General features: G+C 38.0%; 17 protein-coding genes and 3 pseudogenes. 18 read left to right on the top strand and 2 right to left on the bottom strand.

Annotated features, from left to right (window positions below; all coding sequences use genetic code 11):
- Positions 1-109: 109 nt before the first annotated feature.
- Positions 110-1,750 carry a malolactic enzyme gene (locus tag AB3I27_RS06905; protein WP_002308484.1) on the bottom strand — a complete coding sequence of 547 codons (1,641 nt, stop codon included), beginning with the start codon at positions 1,748-1,750 and terminating at the stop codon, positions 110-112.
- 332 nt (positions 1,751-2,082) lie between these two features.
- On the opposite strand from AB3I27_RS06905, the gene AB3I27_RS06900 reads away from it, so the two are divergent.
- From AB3I27_RS06900 to AB3I27_RS06840, 13 genes and pseudogenes are all read left to right on the top strand, one after another.
- On the top strand, positions 2,083-2,505 hold the full coding sequence (locus AB3I27_RS06900) for a DUF4809 family protein (RefSeq protein WP_368022956.1): 423 nt from the start codon (positions 2,083-2,085) through the stop codon (positions 2,503-2,505).
- A gap of 268 nt (positions 2,506-2,773) precedes the next feature.
- The gene (locus AB3I27_RS06895) at positions 2,774-3,877 is read left to right on the top strand and encodes an alpha-hydroxy-acid oxidizing protein (RefSeq protein WP_002308487.1); all 1,104 of its coding nucleotides are present in this window, start codon (positions 2,774-2,776) and stop codon (positions 3,875-3,877) included.
- A 283-nt stretch (positions 3,878-4,160) separates the two neighbouring features.
- Positions 4,161-4,840: pseudogene (locus AB3I27_RS06890) on the top strand (WxL domain-containing protein).
- Between the two features lie 90 nt (positions 4,841-4,930).
- A complete protein-coding gene (locus AB3I27_RS06885; RefSeq protein ID WP_104771449.1) occupies positions 4,931-5,968 on the top strand; it encodes a DUF916 and DUF3324 domain-containing protein in 1,038 nt (345 codons plus the stop codon).
- Positions 5,969-5,978: 10 nt separating this feature from the next.
- Complete coding sequence (locus AB3I27_RS06880; RefSeq protein ID WP_002308491.1) at positions 5,979-6,314, top strand: hypothetical protein; 336 nt, start codon at positions 5,979-5,981, stop codon at positions 6,312-6,314.
- Positions 6,298-6,918: pseudogene (locus tag AB3I27_RS06875) on the top strand (hypothetical protein); the annotation flags it as partial. The gene AB3I27_RS06880 and the pseudogene AB3I27_RS06875, both read left to right, overlap by 17 nt.
- A pseudogene (locus AB3I27_RS06870) lies at positions 6,912-7,901 on the top strand (M protein trans-acting positive regulator); the annotation flags it as partial. The pseudogenes AB3I27_RS06875 and AB3I27_RS06870, both read left to right, overlap by 7 nt.
- Positions 7,898-9,262: an NAD(P)/FAD-dependent oxidoreductase gene (locus tag AB3I27_RS06865; RefSeq protein WP_104771448.1), complete on the top strand. Its 1,365-nt coding sequence runs from the start codon at positions 7,898-7,900 to the stop codon at positions 9,260-9,262. The pseudogene AB3I27_RS06870 and the gene AB3I27_RS06865, both read left to right, overlap by 4 nt.
- A gap of 196 nt (positions 9,263-9,458) precedes the next feature.
- Positions 9,459-10,529 (top strand): ABC transporter permease, encoded by a 1,071-nt coding sequence (locus tag AB3I27_RS06860; protein WP_222897044.1) that lies wholly within the window; start codon positions 9,459-9,461, stop codon positions 10,527-10,529.
- Between the two features lie 14 nt (positions 10,530-10,543).
- Entirely contained in the window at positions 10,544-11,212 is a 669-nt protein-coding gene (locus AB3I27_RS06855) for an ABC transporter ATP-binding protein (RefSeq protein ID WP_002308499.1), read from the top strand.
- 19 nt (positions 11,213-11,231) lie between these two features.
- A complete protein-coding gene (locus AB3I27_RS06850) occupies positions 11,232-11,810 on the top strand; it encodes a TetR/AcrR family transcriptional regulator (RefSeq protein WP_104771446.1) in 579 nt (192 codons plus the stop codon).
- 432 nt (positions 11,811-12,242) lie between these two features.
- A complete protein-coding gene (locus AB3I27_RS06845) occupies positions 12,243-14,534 on the top strand; it encodes a glycosyl hydrolase family 18 protein (protein ID WP_002346085.1) in 2,292 nt (763 codons plus the stop codon).
- A 122-nt stretch (positions 14,535-14,656) separates the two neighbouring features.
- Positions 14,657-15,571 (top strand): N-acetylmuramoyl-L-alanine amidase, encoded by a 915-nt coding sequence (locus AB3I27_RS06840; protein WP_002312200.1) that lies wholly within the window; start codon positions 14,657-14,659, stop codon positions 15,569-15,571.
- A 375-nt stretch (positions 15,572-15,946) separates the two neighbouring features.
- Here the strand turns inward: AB3I27_RS06840 and rnhC are convergent, their stop codons facing one another.
- Positions 15,947-16,864 (bottom strand): ribonuclease HIII, encoded by a 918-nt coding sequence (gene rnhC / locus AB3I27_RS06835; RefSeq protein ID WP_002308512.1) that lies wholly within the window; start codon positions 16,862-16,864, stop codon positions 15,947-15,949.
- Positions 16,865-17,065: 201 nt separating this feature from the next.
- Between rnhC and zapA the strand changes: the two genes are divergently transcribed.
- The 5 genes from zapA (at position 17,066) to uvrC (ending at position 22,974) form a co-directional block, all read left to right on the top strand.
- The gene (zapA, locus tag AB3I27_RS06830; protein ID WP_002290800.1) at positions 17,066-17,503 is read left to right on the top strand and encodes a cell division protein ZapA; all 438 of its coding nucleotides are present in this window, start codon (positions 17,066-17,068) and stop codon (positions 17,501-17,503) included.
- A 57-nt stretch (positions 17,504-17,560) separates the two neighbouring features.
- Entirely contained in the window at positions 17,561-18,109 is a 549-nt protein-coding gene (locus AB3I27_RS06825; RefSeq protein WP_002308513.1) for a CvpA family protein, read from the top strand.
- Between the two features lie 143 nt (positions 18,110-18,252).
- On the top strand, positions 18,253-20,613 hold the full coding sequence (locus tag AB3I27_RS06820) for an endonuclease MutS2 (RefSeq protein ID WP_222897048.1): 2,361 nt from the start codon (positions 18,253-18,255) through the stop codon (positions 20,611-20,613).
- Positions 20,614-20,699: 86 nt separating this feature from the next.
- Positions 20,700-21,014, top strand: coding sequence for a thioredoxin (gene trxA, locus AB3I27_RS06815; RefSeq protein ID WP_002290803.1), 315 nt, complete (start codon positions 20,700-20,702; stop codon positions 21,012-21,014).
- Positions 21,015-21,195: 181 nt separating this feature from the next.
- Positions 21,196-22,974 (top strand): excinuclease ABC subunit UvrC, encoded by a 1,779-nt coding sequence (gene uvrC / locus AB3I27_RS06810; RefSeq protein ID WP_047927420.1) that lies wholly within the window; start codon positions 21,196-21,198, stop codon positions 22,972-22,974.
- Positions 22,975-22,995 lie beyond the last annotated feature (21 nt).

Here is a 22,995-nt window from a genome sequence, read left to right as displayed (position 1 = left end):
AGAGAAGCGGCAAAAGAGCAGTAGTTGGCTGGCTGCTCTTTTGCCGCAGTCGCTTTTTTCTTTTTAGACGTCATACAAAGTTTCTGTATGTTCTTTTACTATAACAATCTTAATCTTCTAAAGATTTATATTCAGGAACCCATTTAGCAGATTCAACTGCTTCTTTGATATCCGTAATTTCTTCACGATTCAATTTTTGTGCAACAACTGATTTTGCGACAGTTTCAGCAATCGTTTGAGAGAATTCAGTGATTTTTGCTACTGGAGGCAAGATAGCTGCTCCTGGTTTTGTTACATCAACGATTCCGCCTAATGCTCGACTAGCTTGAGAAATGATTTCAGCATTTACTCGTGTAGCTGTTGAAGCAATCAAACCAAGCCCTAATCCTGGGTACATCAACGCATTATTTGCTTGACCGATTTGGTAAGTTACACCGTTATATTCCACATCAGCAGCAGGGATACCAGTTCCAACTAAAGCTTTTCCGTCCGTCCATTCAATCAAATCTTTTGCTTTTGCTTCTGCCAATTTTGTTGGATTAGACAAAGGCATGATGATTGGACGTGGGGTATGAGCCGCCATTTCTTTCACGATTTCTTCAGTGAATGCTCCAGGTTGGGTAGAAGTACCAATCATGATCGTTGGATGGATTTCTTTTACAACTGCTTCTAAGTTTGTCAATTCATCAGCATTAGTGAATTCTGAGCGTTTACGAGCGAATGGGATTTGACCAGGAGTCAATCCTTTTGTATCTTCAAACAATAAACCTTGTTTATCTACTTGATAGAAATGTTGGCGTGCTTCTTCTTCAGGTACACCTTGACGGATCATTTCATCTAAAAGGATGTTTGCGATACCTACACCAGCAGTACCAGCACCAAATGTCAAGATTGTTTGATCTTTCAATTGCTCACCTGATATATTCAATCCACCTAATACACCAGCTAGTACAACGATTCCTGTGCCTTGGATATCATCATTGAAAGTAGTGATTTTATCTTCGTATTTTTCTAAGATCGTTGCAGCATTTCCTCGTCCAAAATCTTCCCAATGTAATAACAATTCTGGGAATAATTCAGTAGCTGATTGAACGAATTGATCGATGAATTCGTAGTAAGTTTCGCCTTCTACACGAGCATGACGATTCCCTAAGTATAATGGATTATTCAATAATTCTTCGTTATTAGTACCAGCGTCGATCGATACAGGTAAGACCTGTGCAGGATTGATACCAGCCGCAGCAGTATAGACCATCAATTTACCGATAGCGATGTCAACACCGTTCACACCCCAGTCACCCATACCTAAGATTCCTTCTGCATCTGTCACAACGATCAAACGAATGTCGCGTCCATCTGCTGCGTTTTTCAAACTTGCTTTGATGTTTTCTGGTTCGTCGATTGAAAGAAATGCAGCATCTTGTGGTTTCAAGAAAATTTCGTTGTATTGTTCGATTGAATCCGCAACGACAGGATCATAAACGACAGGCATGAATTCAACTAAATGTTCGCCCATCAATTTATAAAACAATGTCCGGTTCGTATTGAATAGATTCATTAAGAAGATACGTTTTTCCAAATCGGTCTGTTTGCTTAAGTATTGACCGTAAGCTTGGACAGATTGTTGTTCCAATGTTTGGACAGTACTTGGAAGCATACCAGTGATTCCGTATTTTGCCCGTTCTTCTTTTGTAAAAGCTGTTCCTTTATTTAGAAAAGGATTATTTAATAAGTTTAACCCTGTAAGCATGAATGATTCCTCCTAAGTTTTAATACAAACGAAGTATAGGAGTCAGATGAGGATATAGTCAAAAAGAGCAGGTATAATAAATTTTATTTATATGAGTAATAGAGTCAAAAGAAATCAAAATAGCGGTATTTGTTCTTTTTATATCAACAATCCTTGCTTGATTACTATGCGTATCTCTTATATGCTAAAGAAAGAAAAGTAGAAGATTAAAAGATATGTTAGATAGATAAATAGAATCTCTGAAGAATAAATCACGTGATCGTGACGATAAAGTTCACTTATGTCAGGTGATAAAAAATACATAAGTAGAAAACTAAGAGGAGGAACAGAAAATGAAAGAAGTTCAATTGATCAGAAAAAGTGAACTATCAGAAGGCGGTTGCAATGCATGCGGCGTAGTAGAAGCAACAAGCTATACATTAAAGCTTGGTTCCAACAAAGCGATAATCTCTGAGTTGACAGTAGGCGGTCTTGTGGACAGTCTGGCGCTTGCTGAAGGTTTTATTGGAGAAGATATTTATGAGATGTTTTCAGAAGTCCGTCAGTTAAAAAAAGAGGAAAACTGCATAGAGGTTCATCATGAGAGCCCGAATGTGAGATTTAAACGTGGTGATAATGAGATGATTTTCAATAATCATGTGTCCAATCACACCGAGCTATATGAAATCGTGAATCAAATACTAACTGAGCTTTTTGGATTGGGACCTTATGCGTTCAAGGAAGAAAACGGTAATCCAAAATTAAACGAAGAATAGCAAGAAACGATTGAAACACAAAGAAACAACCCGCACTTATTTCAATAGGCATCCACAGTATTTCGTAAAAGGGACTTTGACACGACTTTTGTCAAAGTCCCATCGTTTTTTATCTATTTGTGTTCTAAACATTTCTTTCAGAGTAGTACAACTGGAATGATTGAAATGTAAACAGATTATTTGCCTGTATCAATACGGAAGAGTAATATAAAATGTGTAAACGCTATCATATTGTTCATTCAATTTTTTATAGAGGGAAGGCATTGAAATGGAAAAAACGTATCAAGCAGGTACAAATGAAGGAATAGTGGATTTTATCAATATGGAAGATTTAGAAATAGCGGCTTCACAAGTGATTCCGGCTGGTGGTTATGGTTACATCAGCAGTGGGGCTGGCGACTTATTTACTTATCAAGAAAATGAACGGGCATTCAATCATCAGCTGATTATTCCTCATATATTAAGAGATGTAGAATTACCCGATACAACTACACATTTTGACGAAGAAACGCTGACTGCACCAATCATCATGGCACCAGTTGCTGCTCATGGCTTAGCTCATGTGAAGGCGGAGAAAGCTTCTGCAAAAGGTGTAGCAGATTTTGGGACGATCTATACAGCAAGTTCTTACGCTTCTTGTACTTTAGAAGAAATAAGAGAAGCAGGCGGGGAGAAAGCACCGCAATGGTTTCAATTTTATATGAGTAAAGATGATGGAATCAATTTGGATATTCTTGAAGTGGCCAAACGCAATGGAGCAAAAGCAATCGTATTGACAGCGGATGCAACAGTTGGCGGAAACCGTGAAACAGACCGCAGAAATGGGTTTACCTTCCCACTGCCAATGCCGATCGTTCAGGCTTATCAATCAGGAGTAGGCCAAACGATGGATGCTGTGTACAAATCTTCCAAACAGAAGCTTAGTCCAAAAGATGTAGAATTTATTGCTGCTCATTCTGATTTGCCAGTCTATGTGAAAGGTGTCCAGTCAGAAGAAGATGTCTATCGTTCATTAGAATCTGGTGCTGGCGGAATCTGGGTATCTAATCATGGTGGCCGTCAACTAGATGGTGGTCCTGCAGCGTTTGATTCGTTGCAATATGTGGCAGAAGCAGTAGATAAACGTGTACCAATCGTGTTTGACAGCGGTGTACGACGCGGACAGCATGTTTTCAAAGCAATCGCATCAGGTGCAGATCTTGTTGCTATTGGCAGACCCGTTATTTATGGATTGTCTTTAGGAGGAAGCACAGGAGTCCGTCAAGTGTTTGATTTCTTTAAAACAGAATTGGAAATGGTCATGCAATTAGCTGGAACGCAAACAGTAGAAGATATCAAAAAAATAAAATTGCGTGAGAATCGTTTTATTTAAGATACAAATGACGAAAACAATAGGAGTGCGGCAGTTGATGCCGTACTCCTATTTATATGGGTCAGAGATGCATTAATAGAATAAGTTGAAACGAAAAAAAGAAAATTGAAATGTTTTTTCAAACTTAATAAAAAAAGAAGAATATTCATGTAAACGATTTTATTGCTTTTTTCTCTTTTATACAAAAAGGGTCAGAATTTCAAGTAAGCGTATGAATTCATGAGGATTTTTTGCATGCTGTGTCTACTATACTTAGGTCACTAAGAAAAAGGAGTGATTTATTATGAAAAAGAACATGATTGGACATTATTACTTTCAACACTTCTTCTAGGCGGCTTGGCAACCCCAGCTTTTGCTGAAGGTCAAGCAACTTCAAAAGGAGATATTACCTTTACTGAACCAACAAATACCGTGGAGCCTCTTAACCCTACTGATCCTTCTAAACCAGTAGAGCCGGCAGATCCGGAAAATCCAGGAACTGGCCAGACAGGTCCTTTAACACTGGATGTAGTTCCCGAATTGCCGTTTGGTACACACGAGATTGAAAGTGGAACAAAGACATATCAAATAGACGCTTCAAAAAATGATACACCTTATCTTCAAGTATCAGATCGTCGAGGTGTAGGTGCAGACGGGCAAGCGCAAGGATGGAACGTGACAGTTTCGGTTTCAGATTTTGTAAACGGTTCACAAGTTTTGCAAGGGGCTGAATTGGATTTTGGGACATCCACTGTGAAAAGTACCTCAGATAACGAAGCCACTGCACCAACTAGTCAAGCTGTGACTGGATTAAGTAAAGCAAGTGCAGCGACACCAATATTTACAGCAGCAAAAGACCAAGGTCTAGGAACATGGCTTTCTGTTTATGATCCAGCAAATATCACGCTGAAAGTACCTAAAGCAGCAGCTGGAACATTCACGGCTGATTTGACTTGGAACCTCGTGGCTGGCCCAGTAGCATAGAATATGAAATAAATTCAACAAACTGCGGTGAAAATACTATGGATGAAGAATCTTTTTACCGCAGTTGTTGTTGAAAGGATGTGGTGGACAATGAATCAAAGTAAACGACTGTTTGTTTCGTTTTTTTCTATTTTAAGTCTATTTTTCATTTTTCCGTCAATCAGTCAAGCAGAGGATTCAGCAGGAGACTTTGGGATCAAACCGGTATTTCCAGAGAATCAAATAGATAAAGCAATCGGTTATTTTGATTTATTAGTGGCACCGGACCAAAATCAGACACTGGAAGTAATTATCAGCAATTCTTTAGATCAAGAACGAACATTTGAGGTCTCTGTTAATCCGGCGGTAACGAGTGATGGTGGAACAATCGATTATAGTCAAAAAAATCCAACGCTAGATGGGACCTTGCCGTTTGATGTCCGTGACGTTTTGACCGTTGCCAAAAAGGAAGTCAATGTACCAGCGCATGCTGAAACAACTGTACCTGTAGAAGTAAAAATCCCAGCTAAAAGCTTTAAGGGACGTGTATTAGCGGGTATTCATGTTTCACCTAAAGAAGAAGCTGAAGCAGAAAATGCTACAGAAGGAGCACAAATCAAAAATCGTATTGCTTATAATCTCGCAGTCGTTTTACAAGAAAGTCAAGAGACGATAGAACCGGATCTGAAACTTTTATCAGGAGATTTGAACGAGGTCAATGCAAAGCCCACTGTCCAGCTTCGTTTCCAAAATCCTCAGCCTACGATTATCAGTAATTTGATATTTACGAGCAAGATCTATTATGAAAATCAGCTTTATATTGAAAATACGTCTAATGCATTTTTAGTTGCACCAAATTCGAATTTTCACTTGAATCTTGATTTAGCTGGTGATAAAGCAAAAGCCGGTGATTACCGCGCAGAAATCATAGCAAAATCAGGTGACAGTAATGAATGGCGATTTACACAAAACTTTACGATCAAAAAAGAAAAAGCACAGAAAGTAAATGAAAATTCCGTTTTTGAAGTACAAGAACAATCTTTCCCATGGCTTTATGTAGGATTGGTTGTTGCAGTTCTAGTGTTACTGTTGATTTTGCTGTTTTTGTGGTTCCACAAGAAAAAGAAAAAAGGAGAAACAATACGATGAGGTGATTTCGTTGAAAACATCAATCTTATTAGGAGGGATTATTGCAAGTTTGCTGTTCTTCAGCTGGCAAGAGCCAGTCCAAGCAGATACCAAAAGTTCAGGCACGATTACATTTTATGATCTAAGTCCAGTTCCTCATCCAAGTGGTTCAGTCAATGGCGCCTCAAAACAACAGACACAGCCATCGATTTATAAAGAAGCTAATCAACATGGCGTATTCCCAGAGACGAATGAACAAAGGATCCGTGTTCTTTATTTGATTATTGGTATAGAATTATGGCTTCTTGCGTGGTTGTTGTTATGGAGAAGAAAGGAAAAGGAGGATGAACATGTTGTTACAAAATAAATTTACATTTTTTCGCTCCTTCTTTTTTACTTCACTTTTTGTTTTAAGTATATTTATCTTTTCACCTTCGGCAAAAGCTGTTGGAGCAACGCCTCCTACCATTTCTTATGATCCGTCCACATACGAAAACATCGTACCTCCAAATGGTGGACGTAGTGCAGTGAATGGCGGGAAGCTTGTCCAACTAACTGGGGCTAACCAGTTGCCTAAATTGACTGCTACTTATTTAAACGATGGTTCAAATGATCCTTGGAAAGGTGGCACGGTCCGTTTTCATTGGGAAAGTCATGTGAAACTAACAAATGTACTTGATTTGGTGAATATCACTGCACAAGGTTTTGCCTTCGTTGCAATCATCAATTTACCGGAACATGTATCAAGCAGTGATGTATTAAAAGCAATTGACTGGAACAACGCCTACTTGTATATTGCCGGTGCCCCCATCAAGGTTACTAGCGGGAGTTTATTATCAGCAGGAAGCCATACCTTACGTTTCGGGATGGGTTCGTGGGATACAAATACTCTCCTGCCAGATATCATCGCTATTATTACGCGAGGCGAGTTCAATGTTGACGATGTCCCGCTTCAATTTGATATTACAGCGATTTATCAGGAAACACTTTTTTAGATCTGCTACAAAAAGAGTTCAGTTTTGCCATTACAGAAGAAGGGCGACTGAAATTTGAAATATGGCTTTCCATTATGAAGAAACGGATGCGCTGTACGAAAAAAGCCAAACCAGATTATAGTAATCTTCCTGTTGGATTGTTTCAAACGACACAATTTTTATTGGAGCTCCATACATTTTTGACTCGTTATTTCTTTCAATATGCCTTTCCTTGGGATCAAAACGAAACGTTGGTTTTTTATCTTTTCATGATCAGTAACTTTACATTAGATACACATAATTCACATGTTCAGGAATTTTTGATAAGCGAAAAATACAAAGATGACGTAGTGGCTCAATTGAATCGAACGTTTAAACAATCGATAGAAGAATATTTTTCTTTCTATGCTTTTCCAGAAGAGATTTCGCAAAAGATTGCGTTGACAGTGATGCAAAATCACGCTCATTTTGCCTATTTTAGAGGATGGATGAATATTTTTGGTCAAGAAGGATTGAAACAACGGTTAACTGAAGTAGAAGATAAACAATTCCTTGTTTTATGTGAAAGGCTGGTCAGACAAACATTTGCTATTGTGGATTTTACTGAAGCAGACGAGGGAAATGCCCGTTTTGAATTATTTGCTCGCTATGCATCTATTTTACGAACGCTAATCAAGCAATTGGAATTGCGCTTGCAAATTGCTTATGATCTTCCGTACGAAAGGCTAATGGCGGATATCGTGAAAGAAATCATTCAAGAACAGTTGTTGAATACGATCAAATATGATTTAGTGGAATACGAGAAAGACAAGCAATATGATGTCATTTTGACTAGCCAATTGAAAGAATACCCGTCACAGAAGTCCGCTAAAGTTTTTGTATTTACGAGTAATGAATTTAACTATGATTTTCCCTATTTGAACCAATTTTTAAAAGAATGCTATTTAGAAAAATTGAATTTAAGGATGAATAAAACATGAAAATCGTGATCATTGGTGCTTCCCATGCAGGCATCACCGCTGCCCTAAATATACGCAAACTTCAACCGGAGGCAGAAGTTCTGTTGATCGATGAAAATCACAAAGATGGATTAGGCTATGTTTCAAATGGGATCAATCTTTATTTAAAAGGAAAGATACATAGTTTAGCTGAAGCTGCAAACAACGAGCAGACTCTTCAAGCAAGTGGTGCAAAACTGATCACCGAATGGAGAGTAACTGAACTTGATCCAGACAAACATCAGCTCATCCTCACTTCTGAGGAAGGAAAAAAAGAAACCCTAACCTATGATAAACTAATCGTGGCAACAGGTTCATCTCCTGCCACTTTATATAAACAAATTGAAGCTGAAAATGTCTACACCTATAAAAATCTAGTGCAATCTAAACAAGTACTTGCCGCTTTGAAAGAAGCAAAAGAAGTAGTAATTTTTGGTGCTGGTTATATTGGGTTAGAATTAGCAGATGCTTTGAGAAATAAGGGACATATGATTCATTTAGTTGATTACATGCCGAATGTTTTATCAAGATATTTCGATAAAGATATGATTGGCAGTTTTCAAAATCAGCTGAAAACCAAGCAAATCAACTTTCATCCAAATGAATTTTTGATTGATTGGAAAAAATCAGGAGAAGAAGTAGTATCCGTACAACTTTTGTCTCAAACACTGAAGGCAGATATCGTCATTTTTTCTGCTCAAACTTGTCCAAATACGTCATTGTTAAAAGACAAAGTGGCATTGTATGAGGACGACACTGTGATGGTCAATGAATACCTGCAGACAAGTGATTCGGATATCTATGCGATTGGCGATATCGTTCCAGTCAGTTTTGACAAAAAAGAACGGCATCTCTTTTTGCCCTTAGTTACTCGAGCTGTACATATGGCGAGAGCGGTAGCGTTGACTTTGTGCGAGCAGCCGACTGCTTATGATCTCAAACAAAAAATAACAGCAACGGTCATTACCGACCACTTTTTAGGAACTGTTGGGTTGACAGAAGACGAAGCACCATTTTTGGAACAAAGTGCCTGTTCTTGTTCAGGAGAGTTTGACCTATTTCCACAATACTATGAAGAAAATAAAACAGTAAATGCAAAGCTGATCTATCATCCAGATACATTAGAAATCATTGGTGGACAGCTGATAAGCAAAGAATTTTTATTATCAGATTTGAACTTGCTTGCTGATATCGTGAAACAAAAAAACACGATTCCACAGTTAGCAGTTGAAAACTTTGGATTTTTGGCTGAATATACCCCACGTTTTCACTATCTCAATGAGTTAGCTTTTAAAGTACTAGCTAAGAGAGCCAATCGCAATAGAGTAGAAAAAAGACCGTGAGAAACATCACGGTCTTTTATTATGTGAAATGCTATTTTTATAATAAAAAAACTGAAAATACTAACTAAAAAGCGTTTAGACATCATAAGGAGATATAATAAAAAAGCGAAAATGTATTTTGAGCATAATATTCGCCAAAAATTTATCAAGTGATAAAATTATTGTATAAAATAATTATTTCAAGAGGAGGAATTAAATGTTTTTAGCATTAAATGAAATTATGCATTCAAAGTTACGTTACGCATTAGTTGCAGGGGTGATGTTTTTAATCGCCTACTTGGTATTTTTTTTGACCGGGTTAGCTTATGGCTTAGCTCAAGACAATCGAACGGCGGTTGACAAGTGGGAGGCAGATTCGATCGTTCTATCGAAAGATGCAAATTCAAATCTAGGGATGTCCATGATTACTAAGAAGACCGCAGAAGAAGTTGAAGGTGGAAAAGTGGCCTATCTTGCCCAAACTCCAGGAGTCGTGACTAGTAAAGACAGTACAGAAGAAGGAAAAATCAATGTTAGCTTCTTTGGTATCGATAAAGATCAGTTCATCATGCCGAATCTTGTTGAAGGAAAAGCTTTTAATAACGATGATGAGGCAATAGGCGATATTAGCCTGAAGGAAGAATATGGTCTAGCCGTAGGAGATACGGTTAAGTTATCTGGTAGTGATAAGACGTTTAAACTAACTGGTTTTACGGATCATGCCAAGTTTAATGTTTCACCGGTTCTTTATATGACCATCAATGCTTACCAACAAATCCGCTTCGAAAAAGAAGACACAAGTGAGAATGCACGGATCAATGCAATAGTTGTCAGAGGAAAAATCAACGATTTACCTGAAGACTTGGAACAGATCAAAATTTCTAAATTCATCAATGAATTACCTGGATACAATGCACAAGTATTGACTTTTGGGTTTATGATTGGCTTTTTGATTGTTATTGCGGCTATCGTGATCGGGATTTTTATTTATGTACTGACGATGCAAAAAATCAATATCTTTGGTGTAATGAAAGCCCAAGGAATCACGGGAGGATTTATTGCACGCTCTGTAGTGGCACAAACATTCATTTTATCCTTTGTTGGTATTCTTCTTGGTCTAGTGGGAACAGTGGGAACATCTCTTGTTCTACCTGATGCGGTTCCATTCCAAAGCAATTGGCTATTTTTTGGCGTCATTAGCTTGTTGATGTTGGTAGTGGCTGTGTTAGGCGCACTATTTTCTGTTCGGACGATCGTGAAAATCGATCCGCTGAAGGCCATTGGATAAGAAGGAGGAAGAACATGAAAGCAATAGAATTTAAAGAAGTAGAAAAAAGTTTCCAAGATGGCGACCAAGTAGTAAAAGCATTGAAAGAAACAACAATGAGTATCGATAAGGGGGAATTTGTTGCAATCATCGGTCCTTCGGGATCAGGAAAAAGTACCTTTTTGACTTTAGCAGGTGGATTGCAGACACCTAGCAGCGGATCTGTATTTATCAATGATCAGGAATTCAGTAATCAAAAAGAAAGCGAACGTGTTAAACTCCGCTTCAAAGAAATTGGTTTTATCTTGCAAGCATCAAATCTGGTTCCTTTTCTGACAGTAAAAAAGCAGTTATTATTAGTAGATAAAATCAAACATGAACGTCGGCAAAAAGAAGCAAAAGAATTATTTGAGCAGCTTGGCGTGGATAAGCTAATCAACAAGTATCCAGAAGAACTATCTGGTGGTGAAAGACAAAGGGTGGCAATTGCTCGTGCATTGTACAATGATCCGTCTATTATTCTAGCAGATGAACCAACTGCCAGTTTGGATTCAGAAAAGGCAAGAGAAGTAGTCGATATTTTGGCAAAAGAATCAAAAGAAAAAAATAAAGCAACAATCATGGTGACGCACGACACACGGTTGATTGACAAATGCGATAGAATATTTATGATGGAAGATGGTGTATTGAAAGAAAAAGAATAACCAAAAAGTAGGTGGAAAAATGGTCCATCGATACAATAAAGACACGCAACAAAAAATTTTAAAAGAAGCGACTGACTTGTTCATGTCCAAGGGCTATCTTGGTACTTCAACAAGAGAGATCGCACAAAAAGTTGGGATCACCCAGCCCAATCTTTATCACTATTTTAGTGATAAAGAAAAGTTATATACAGCAGTATTAGAAAAGCACTTAGAAGATGTTGGGAAAGCGTTGAGAGAAATCGTCCAAACAAGCGAAACGACATTTCAAGTGATGTTGACAAAAATGGCTCAATTTTTGATTGAGACGCATCTTGTTGATTTATTTCTGATGCTTCACGACCTTGAGAGCAATCTTTCCAATGAAACGAGAGATTATCTTTTCTTTCTATGGAAGAAAAATTATCGTGAACCATTTGAAGAAATTTTTTCAACAAACCAATCCGTGTTAAGAAGTGGGATTTCCAAAGAAATTGCAGCAAGGCATTTTTTCTTAGTGTTGGCACCGTACATCACTCGATCAAAAAGATCTGTAGAAGAACCGTTGAATGTGGAACAATTGATCGATTTATATTTGAATGGTGTATTAGGACAAACGTAACGCTGTTATATGTTGAGAAAAATAGTTAGGTAAAGAAACAAGATATGACGAAAATCGTTGTATCTTGTTTCTTTTTTATACGGCTAGGTTTTCATGTATAGAACTTTGTTATTCTCTCATAATTATCAAGGGATATTTTATTTATTATTTCATTCTAATTGAATCGTTATCAAAAGAGATTTAACTAAAAAGTAGTTTTTGTTTGCTTATAAATAACGTATGAAACATAAAAGAAAACGATTGCAAACGTAATTTCAGAATGTTACTATTTAGTTGTAATTATAAAGTCAATGTTTCTGGTTCGTTTGTTCTGTCGGTTATCTAGGAGGTGTTTTTATTTAATAACATAAATAATTAATTATTTGTAGGATGAAAGAAACTATTTATTTGGTGGATGAATCACAACGAATAGACAAAAGGAGGTTTCAAAATATGTCAAAAATGAAAAAAATCAGTTTAGCCGTAATGTTATTTTCTTCGGTGATGTCTGTCACATCTCCGTTATTAGGACAAAAAGACTCTGTCTATGCCGAAGAAACAGCTCAAGTTGTTCAAGCAAAAGAATACCGGAATGTCATGTATTATGGAGATTGGTCCATCTGGGATGGTGAAGGGAAATTTCTTCCTCAAGATATTCCAGCGGATCAGCTAACACATTTGAACTTTGCCTTTTTAGATTTTGATAGCGAGGGGAATCTGAAATTTACAGATGCAGATGCTGCTGTAGGTGCTTCTTTAGAACAACCTGGCGTAGGATGGAACACACCAAGTTCCGGGATTTTGAATGCAATCCAAGATTTACGCGGCAAAAATAAAAATCTAAAAATAGGCGTATCTTTAGGTGGATGGTCAAAATCAGGAGACTTTTCAGAAGTTGCAGCTGATCCAGTAAAACGTAAAAATCTAGTAGAAAATATCACGAAATTTATTAAGTATACCAATATGGATTTTGTCGATGTCGATTGGGAATATCCAGCTGATGTCCGTCAGCCAGATCTAGTAGATAATGTAAACGATGAAGGAACACCACATGCAAAACCGGAAGATAAAGAGAATTACATCACGCTTTTAAAAGAGATTCGCGAGTCAATTGATCAACAAGGAGAAAAGTTAGGGAAAACATATGAATTATCTGTAGCGCTTCCTTCTTCAAGAGAAAAATTAAATGATGGGATTGACATTCCTAAATTATTCTCTGTGGTAGATTTTGCCAATATCATGACCTATGATTTGAATGGGGCATGGAGTCCAAACAGTGCTCATCATACGGCACTTTATGGTAATCCAGCTGATCCTAATTATGAAGAAGGTCTTTCTGTTGATCAGACAGTCAAATTTTTACAAAAAGAAGGAGCTCCTTCCGACAAAATCGTGATTGGTGCAGCTTTTTATACACGCGGCTGGCATGAGGTAGAAAGCGGGGATAACAAAGAGCTACCTGGTTTGTTCCAATCAGCAAAAGCAAGCAACCAAGATGCCGATCAAACACCTTCTTACGGTGCCAAAAACAAAAACGATCTTGTTTCAGGAAATGGTGGTAGAGCTGGCGGTGTCTGGCCTTATCGGAATATCGCTGATTTGATTGATCAAACAGCAGACTTAAAAGAATATTGGGATGATGTAGCGAAAGCACCTTATATGTACAGTAAAACAACAGGAGAATTCTTTACTTATGACAATGTCAAATCTGTCAGCTACAAAGCAGAATATGTAAAAGAAAATGAATTAGGTGGAGTAATCTCCTGGATGCAATCACAAGATAAGGAAACCAACAGTAGTAAGAGAGACGAGCTGACTAATGCGATCAAACAAGGATTATTCGGTGACGAAAAACTGTCAGAACAAGAAATAGTTTCCTCCCCGTTAGCGATTGATGTGGATATTTCTACTTATAGTGAATATGGTGCGAATGGTTATAACATCACTATCAAGAACAACGAGCAGCTTAACGAAACTTCTAGTGTATTGAGTGCAGTGGAATTAGCCCAAGAAACAATCAAATTCCCTAAACTGTATATTCCAATCCACTCAGCTGAAAGTCTAAGTGCCGGAGATTACAAAGCTGGAACAGTAACGATAGAAAATGGGTATGTCGTGATTGATTTAGCTTCTGTATATGATGGTAAACATATCGAGCCAGATGCTTCTTATGAATTTAGATTAAGATCAAGTGATGAGAATCCAACAGTCGATCGAATTGGCCATATTGCGTTAGTCCAAAGAATCGGAGATGAAGGAGCGGAAATCAATCGGCAAGTCATCTATGGAAAAGAACTGATACCAGATCCATCCGATACGCAGCCCCCATCTGTACCCGAAAATCTAGCTGTTTCAGATATTCAAGGAACACAAGTTACTTTGAGTTGGGAAGAATCAACAGACAATAATCAGGTGGCAGGTTATTACATCTATCGTGATGGTCAGCGTGTAGCACAAACAACTCATACTCGATATACAGATACAGGTTTGGAGACAAATACACCGTACACTTATACAGTCAGTGCATTTGACGCTTCTGGAAATGTATCTGAGAAAAGCTTGCCGATAACGATCACAACGGAAAGCGAAGACCCTGCTCCAGGATATGAAGAATGGAATCCAGAAAAAGCTTATGTCAAGGGAGACATCGTCACTTATCAAGGGAAAGTTTATCAGGCAAAGTGGTGGAATCAAGGAGAAGAACCAGGTTCTAATGAGTGGGGCGCATGGGAACTGATTGGTTAAATTTGCTGTTTATTTGAAAACACGGGGCTGTGACAAAATGTTTGTCGCAGCTCCTTTTTTGCGTACTTAAGCTGATTTTAAGTTTTGCCCCTTAGTCTGAATCTACGAGGTGAGAGTCAAACATGAAAAAAATAATTGGAGCTTTTGTATGTGCAATCATTATCATTATTATCTGTTTTCGAATAGATGTTTTTGGTCAAAAAAAGATAGTTGAACAAACGGTCAACAGTACGAACAGCACGGTTACAAAGACAAAGGAATCATCTGATGACACAGAACAAGAGACATTAGTCAAAATCGGAAAAAATGACCGTACACTATATACAGATGACTCGCTAACGACCCCATTAGCAACTATAAACGGCGGAGAACTGACGGAGTTTCTTTCCGAAACAAAAAATGCTTATCAGATTAAGACTAATGATGGCTATACTGGATATTTAGCCCTCGTAGATGGAACCAAAGTCACAAAGAATATACAAACAAAACCGAAAGAGTTATCTGATGCAGTGATTGTATTAGATCCTGGGCATGGCGGAAATGATACTGGGGCATTAAGCAATGATGAACAAACAGAAGAAAAGGATATAACATTAAGTACAGCCATAAAAGTAAAAAAGGCGCTAGAGGATGCTGGAGCAACGGTTTATTTGACCCACACTACAGATGAATTAGTACAGCTTGGAGATATATGCGACTACAGTGAAGAAAAAAAGGCAGATGTCTTTATCAGTTTACACGCAGACTCTACGGAATATGCGAATGAAGCAACTGGGATCACGACATATTATTACTATGGACAAGAGGAAACATTAGCACAAACAATCGCTGATTCCTTCACTGATCTGCCTCTGGATTCAAGAGGAATCTCCACTGGGAACTATCAAGTTCTTCGAGAAAATCTTCAACCTTCTATTTTAATCGAGATGGGTTATATGAATAATGATAGTGATTTAGAGGAATTAGTAACAGACAGTTATCAGCAGCAAATCGCTGCAAGTTTGACACAAGCATTGACCACCTATTTTCAGCAATAAATAAGGAAAGAGGTTGTGACAGAAGTGGTCAGCTTCAAGAAATAAGAAGGAATTGACGAAATTTGCTTCTCAAATTTTTGTGAAATTTCGGCTTATTTTTCGAAGAAGCTACTTCTGGAACACCGTTTAAGGAAAGAGGTTGTGAGCCTGCCGTTCAGCTCCGAGTCACAAGGAGCAATTTCAAAAAACAGCTTCTCATGTTTGATGAATATTGTGACTTGTGACCGAGGAGTTGGCAGGAGAACACCGTTTAAGGAAAGAGGTTGTGAAAAAGCTGTCCTGCATCAAGTAATAAGAACAGCCAAACAAAAATAGCTCCTCCTATTTTTCGTTTGGTTGGACTTATTACCGCAGATGCAAGTTTTTGAACACCATTTATTTTTTTAGTAGATTCAACGCTTTTTCTGTATTGGCAAAGTGAAGTTTGGCATATTTTTCAAGCATAGGCATGCCGCCTTTTTCTAATAGTTTTGCCGCTATTTGATCAGATTTCGTTCCAGCTCCTGAGGGAAGGGTGATTCCAGCTTCAGCTGATGCTTTGTCTAACTCTTCTAAAAAGCTGGCACGACTGATGATAGAAGCAGCAGCAACAGCTAAATGATATTGTTCACCTTTAGTAACGAAGTACAGTTTTTCTTGCAAGTGATTTTTTTCTAAACGCGCATATTTTTTAAAATTTGCTTCTGGCGTAAACTGATCGATCAAAATCGCTTCTGGTTTTTCTGGTGCGATTTTTTTTAGCAGCAAATGGATTGCTTGATTATGCAAAGCGACTTTCATCCGAACGGCATTGTATTTTGGCTGGATCTCATTGTATTTTTCTGGGGGCAAGACAAGTAGTTTGTAAGGGATAGTTTCTTTTAAGATATCAGCAAGTTGGATGATTTGGCTATCTTTTAACTCTTTTGAATCTCGAACACCAAGTTTACGTAATTCTGCAAGCTGATCACGTTTCACATAAGCAGCACATACTGTTAGTGGACCGAAATAGCTACCATTTCCGACTTCATCGCTGCCTAAAACGGATAATTGACTGATATTTTTTGGCAAAGAAGAGACCGTTCTTGCTGGTTTGGCCTGTTTATCCTGTGCCTGTCCCCAGCGCTGAGCTTCCGTTTCTGCGTTTGCCCCTTGGAACATCACTTTTCCTGATGTGTAAGCAGTGATGGTCGTCCCGTCTTTTTTTGCAGCAAAGATAGTATAAGGAATCTGTTTATTTAACAAATAAGAGCGATAGTATGCTTTCATTTGACTAAGTTGGTCGTTCGTTGCTTTGATAATGACGTTGCTCATAAAATTCTCCTCGTTTTTATACATAAATCTATACCGCAACTCCTGACTTTTCGTTTTCTAAGAGGTTGCGAGACATAGCATTTTTTTAAAGTTTATCATATAATAGTTAAGTATGTGAAAAATATTTGTGGAGAACGGTGAAAGAACCAACTTCATGGTACACTAAATAAAACTTTCATCAAATAGGAGGAAATGATTCGTATGGCGCACGAAAAAACACGCTACAAAGCAGTGATTGCCAACCAAACATATACTATTATCGGACGGGAAACCAAGCATCATATGGATATCGTAACGAAGCTGATTAATGAGCAGTTAGCAGAATTGAAACAATTATCACCACAAATGGATAATGAACAAGCAGCGATCTTGATGGCTGTCAATGCGCTTTCGGATCAATTGAAGAAACAAGAAAGAATCTTGGAACTAGAAGAAGAAACAGCAGAATTAAAGAAAAAAATGATCAAATTTACAGAGCTTGAAAATCGCGTAAAACGCATGGAAGCAATCGAGAATGAAGCTCGAGAAGTACTGAAAGAAAATGGTCAAGCAGATTATACTATTAAAAATCATGTGGAAGCACAACAGATTTTAAATGAAAAACGAAAAGGACAAATCAAACAAAAATCTTCTAATTAAGATCCTTTTATTAAAATAAGAAAAATTTAAAAAAGTTAGAAGAGAAAGGAACGTAGCATGCTGAGTTTGCTGATTTTATTTTTATTGCTAATTGCGTTTTTTTCTGGAGCACGTCGCGGGTTTGCTTTACAAGTCATATTCGCAATCGGATATGTGTTGTCATTTATTGCTGCCCAGCATTTTTACAAACCATTAGCAAGTCATTTGGAATTATACATTCCATACCCAGCTGTCACCCCGACATCAAAGTTAGCATTTTTTGATCAAGTATTTGCCTTTCACCTAGATGAAGCTTTTTATGCAGGAACGGCTTTTCTGATCATTTTGCTGATTGGCTGGCTGATCACCCGATTTGTGGGGGTCTTTGTCCATGGATTGACATATGTGCCAATCTTGAGACAGGTAGACTGGATTGCAGGAGGTATCCTGTCACTAATCATGGCTTACGTTACTATATTTTTGATTTTGCAGTTACTTGCCTTTGTTCCATTAGATGTGGTCCAAAACCAATTCGGCGAGCATAGTTTCGCTCGTCTTATCGTTGAGAGAACGCCCTTTCTTACCAACAAGATGTATGAGCTTTGGGTAACGAATATTTTGAATTAAGGAAAATAGGGCTAGAAAAATATTTTTTTAGAAAAACTTTTACAAGAATGTTTTGTTTTTTGTACACAGTAGTTTATTTAAGAAGGCTGCGCAACGTATGTCCGGCACAGCCCTTTTTTCATAGTGAAAGATAAGGTGATAAAATGAATAACCGAATCCTTGAAACATTGGAATTTGAAAAAGTCAAACAGATGGTCAAACAATTTGTAGTGACTGCACAAGGAAAAGAAGAACTGGCAGAATTGGTACCAGTGAGCGAGAAACAAACGATCACAGAATGGCTTCAAGAAACTGAGGATGGGTTGAAAGTACAACGTCTGCGAGGCGGGGTTCCTATACCAAAACTTGAAAATATCCGCCCTCATATGAAACGGATCGAAATCAGGGCAGATTTGAATGGAGTGGAGCTTGCACAAGTTTCCAGAGTGTTATCTACGACAAGTGAATTGCATCGGTTCATTGATGATCTTTCTGACAGTGAAATCGAATTTGCGCGTTTGTATATGTGGGCAGATCAGCTAGTCACGATTCCTGTTTTAAGTCGTCGTTTAAAGGAAGCAATTGATGAAGACGGACGCGTGACCGACGATGCTTCTCCTGAGCTAAAAATCATAAGACAGAACATTCGTCGAAGTGAACAAGCTGTTCGTGAACAGTTAGACGGAATCGTCCGTGGGAAGAACGCAAAATATTTGAGCGATGCAATCATCACCATGCGAAATGACCGCTACGTTATCCCAGTCAAACAAGAATACCGCGGTGTATTTGGCGGTGTAGTTCACGATCAAAGTGCTTCAGGACAGACTTTATTTATTGAACCAAAACAAGTGGTAGATTTGAATAATCGTTTGCGTCAATACCAAATCGCTGAACGAAATGAGATTCAACGTATTTTAAGTGAACTTTCTGCAGAACTTGTTCCACATCGTCAAGAAATCATCCACAATGCTTATGTGATTGGTAAAATGGATCTGATGAATGCAAAAGCACGATTTGGTAAAGAAGTAAAAGCCATCGTGCCGGGAATCAGTGAAGACAATCATGTCGTCTTGAAACAAGCAAGACATCCGCTGATTGATCAGGAAAAAGTAGTTCCTAATGACATCGCAATTGGAAAAGACTATCAAGCCATCGTCATTACAGGACCTAATACAGGTGGGAAAACGATCACGTTGAAGACTTTAGGTCTATTACAGCTGATGGGGCAAGCCGGGTTGCCGATTCCTGTAGGAGAAGAAAGCCAAATCGGTATTTTTGAAGAAGTATTTGCGGATATAGGTGACGAACAATCGATTGAGCAAAGTCTATCGACCTTTTCTTCTCATATGACGAACACCGTAGATATTTTATCAAAAGTCAATGAAAAAAGTCTGGTACTATTTGACGAGCTTGGTGCAGGAACAGATCCACAAGAAGGTGCTGCTCTAGCCATCGCAATCTTAGATGATCTTGGTAAAAAGTCTGCTTATGTGATGGCAACTACGCACTATCCTGAATTGAAAGTTTATGGATACAATCGGGCAAATACGATTAATGCCAGCATGGAGTTCGATGTGGATACACTAAGTCCAACGTATCGTTTACTGATTGGTGTGCCTGGACGAAGCAATGCATTTGAAATCTCCAGTCGATTAGGCCTTGATACAGATGTTATTAATGAAGCAAAGCAGTTGATGAATGATGAGAGCCAAGATTTAAATGAAATGATCACAGATTTAGAGAATCGCCGGAAAATGGCAGAGACCGAATATCTGGAAATGCGACATTTTGTTTCTGAGGCACAAGAACTTCATCATGATTTGAAAGAAGCTTACAGCTATTTCTTTGAAGAACGTGAAAAAGAAATAGAGAAAGCAAAGAAAAAAGCAAATGAAGTCGTGTCAGAGGCGGAAGAAAAAGCAGAAAAAATCATTGCTGATATTCGTAAAATGCAACAGCAGATCGGGCAAGGAAATGTGAAAGAGCATCAGTTGATCGATGCAAAGACCCAATTAGCAAATCTACATCAAGAAGAAACTTTGAAGAAAAATAAAGTATTGAAGAAGGCGAAAGAACAAAAAATATTGAAACCGGGAGACGAAGTGTTGGTTACGACTTACGGCCAAAGAGGGACGCTTTTACGTAAAAACGGGAATCAGTGGCAAGTAGAAATCGGCATACTAAAAATGAATGTGTCCGAAGACGAACTGATGCCTGTCGCTCCTCAAAAAGAGCCGACACAACGAGTTGTCCATGCTGTACGTTCTGAATCTAGCAGTCATGTGCCGAATCAATTGGACCTTCGAGGAAAACGTTATGAGGAAGCGCTAAGTGAAGTAGATCAGTATTTGGATTCTGCTATCCTAGCAGGTTATCCTCAAGTGACTATTGTCCACGGAAAAGGAACAGGCGCACTTCGCAAGGGAATTACTGATTATCTTAAAAACCATCGGAGCGTCAAAAGCTTTGAGTTTGCACCGGCAAATCAAGGCGGAAATGGTGCGACAATTGTTAAATTTAAGTAAAGCTTACTAAAGGTAAGCAGATGGTTCGCTATCCAAGGATAGAAATGCTATACTGGTCATAGATTTTAAAAATGGAGGTCTTTGATATGTCACAAGTAATTACAGATAAGACATTTAACGAAGAAACAGACAAAGGACTTGTATTAATTGATTTTTGGGCAACTTGGTGTGGTCCATGTCGTATGCAAGCACCGATTTTGGATCAATTGGAACAAGAATATGATGAAGAAGAATTCAGAATTGCTAAAATGGATGTGGATGAAAATCCAGAAACTCCTCAACAATTCGGAATCATGAGTATTCCAACATTAATGTTGAAAAAAGATGGTCAAGTAGTAGAAAAAGCTGTTGGTGTTCATTCAAAAGAACAACTACGTCAAATGATCGATCAATATTTATAAAAGCTTAAAGCAAAAATAAGCTGAGGATGGGACTGAATTCAGTTCCGTCCTCGGTTTTTTTGCGGTTGAGTTAAGGTTATTCAAATTAACATTTTTTGAGTATAATTACGTTGTCAGGCTGGATTGTTTTTTTGACAGACATGCTATAATAACTTTAATTGAATATGAAGGGGAGTACCAGATGAACGAACGAATCAAAAACAAACTAGCTTTACTTCCTGATCAGCCCGGCTGTTACTTGATGAAAGATAAAAATGGAACGATCATTTATGTCGGAAAAGCCAAAATATTGAAAAATCGCGTCCGCTCATATTTTACTGGCAGCCATAATACGAAAACGGAACGGCTTGTTAGTGAAATTGAAGACTTTGAATACATCGTTACAGAATCGAATATCGAAGCATTGCTCTTAGAAATCAATCTGATAAAGAAAAATGATCCTAAATACAATATTATGTTAAAGGATGATAAAACCTATCCTTTCCTTAAGATAACGAATGAAAAATATCCCCGTTTGGTGATTACTCGCAAAGTACTAAAAGACAAAGCACTGTATTTTGGACCATATCCTGATGTCGGTGCGGCGAATGAGACAAAGAAAATTCTCGACCGATTATTTCCTCTGAGAAAATGCAAACCTAGTCAGACAAAGGAGCCTTGTCTTTACTATCATTTGGGGCAATGTCTGTGTCCTTATTATTTCGATGTAGATCCGAAAGTCTATACGAAAATCGTTGATGAAGTGAAAAACTTTTTAAACGGAGGACACGAAAAAATCGAGTCAGAGATCCATCAGAAAATGGAAAAAGCTGCTGAAAACATGGAATTTGAAAAAGCTGCAGAATACCGAGACCAGATCCGTGCTATCGAAACAATCATGACTCGCCAAAAAATGACAAATACTGATTTACTGGATCGAGATGTATTTGGTTATGCGATTGATAAAGGCTGGATGTGTGTCCAAGTGTTTTTTGTAAGACAAGGAAAGTTAATTGAACGAGATGTTTCAATGTTTCCTTTCTATAACGAAGCAGAAGAAGATTTTTTGACTTATATTGGCCAGTTTTATCAGGAAAATGAACATTTCATTCCTAAAGAAGTCTTGATTCCTGATACGATCGACAAACCAAGTGTAGAAGCTTTGTTGGATACGAAAGTTCTACAACCAAAACGAGGCGAAAAGAAAAAATTAGTGGAATTGGCGAATAAGAATGCCTCAGTTGCTTTGAATGAACGATTTGATTTGATTGCTAGAAAGCAGGAGCGGACGATTGGAGCAGTTGAACGTTTAGGAAACGCAATGAATATCCCGACCCCAATACGCATCGAATCTTTTGATAACTCCAATATCATGGGGACGAATCCTGTGGCTGCGATGGTCGTATTCATTGATGGAAAACCAGCAAGAAAAGAATATCGGAAATATAAAATAAAAACAGTCAACGGACCGGATGATTATGCATCGATGAGAGAAGTCATCTATCGCAGATATTCACGAGTGATTCGTGAAGGGTTGCCTTTACCTGATTTAATCTTGATTGATGGAGGAAAAGGACAAGTCGATGTAGCAAAAGATGTCTTAGAAAATCAATTAGGAATCGATATTCCTATTGCTGGTATGGCAAAAAACGATAAACATAAAACAAATGAGTTGCTATTCGGTACAGATTTGGTTGTAGTACCACTTGAGCGAAATTCACCTGAGTTTTTCTTGCTCCAGAGGGTCCAAGATGAAGTCCATCGATTCGCGATTACTTTCCATCGGCAGCTGCGTAGTAAAAACAGTTTTGCTTCCCGATTAGATGAAATCGAAGGGCTAGGACCGAAACGAAAAAAAATGTTGCTTAAAGAGTTCAAATCATTGAAAAATATCACAGCAGCTACGATAGAAGAATTACAAGAAATCGGACTACCGAAAAATGTCGCACAAAACGTATTTGATAAATTACATCAGGAATGAGAAAAGGGCACTTTACAAAGA

It is taken from the genome of Enterococcus sp. C46, assembly GCF_040887565.1.
Taxonomy (GTDB): Bacteria; Bacillota; Bacilli; order Lactobacillales; family Enterococcaceae; genus Enterococcus_B; species Enterococcus_B lactis.
This window is presented reverse-complemented; position numbering and strand designations above follow the sequence as displayed.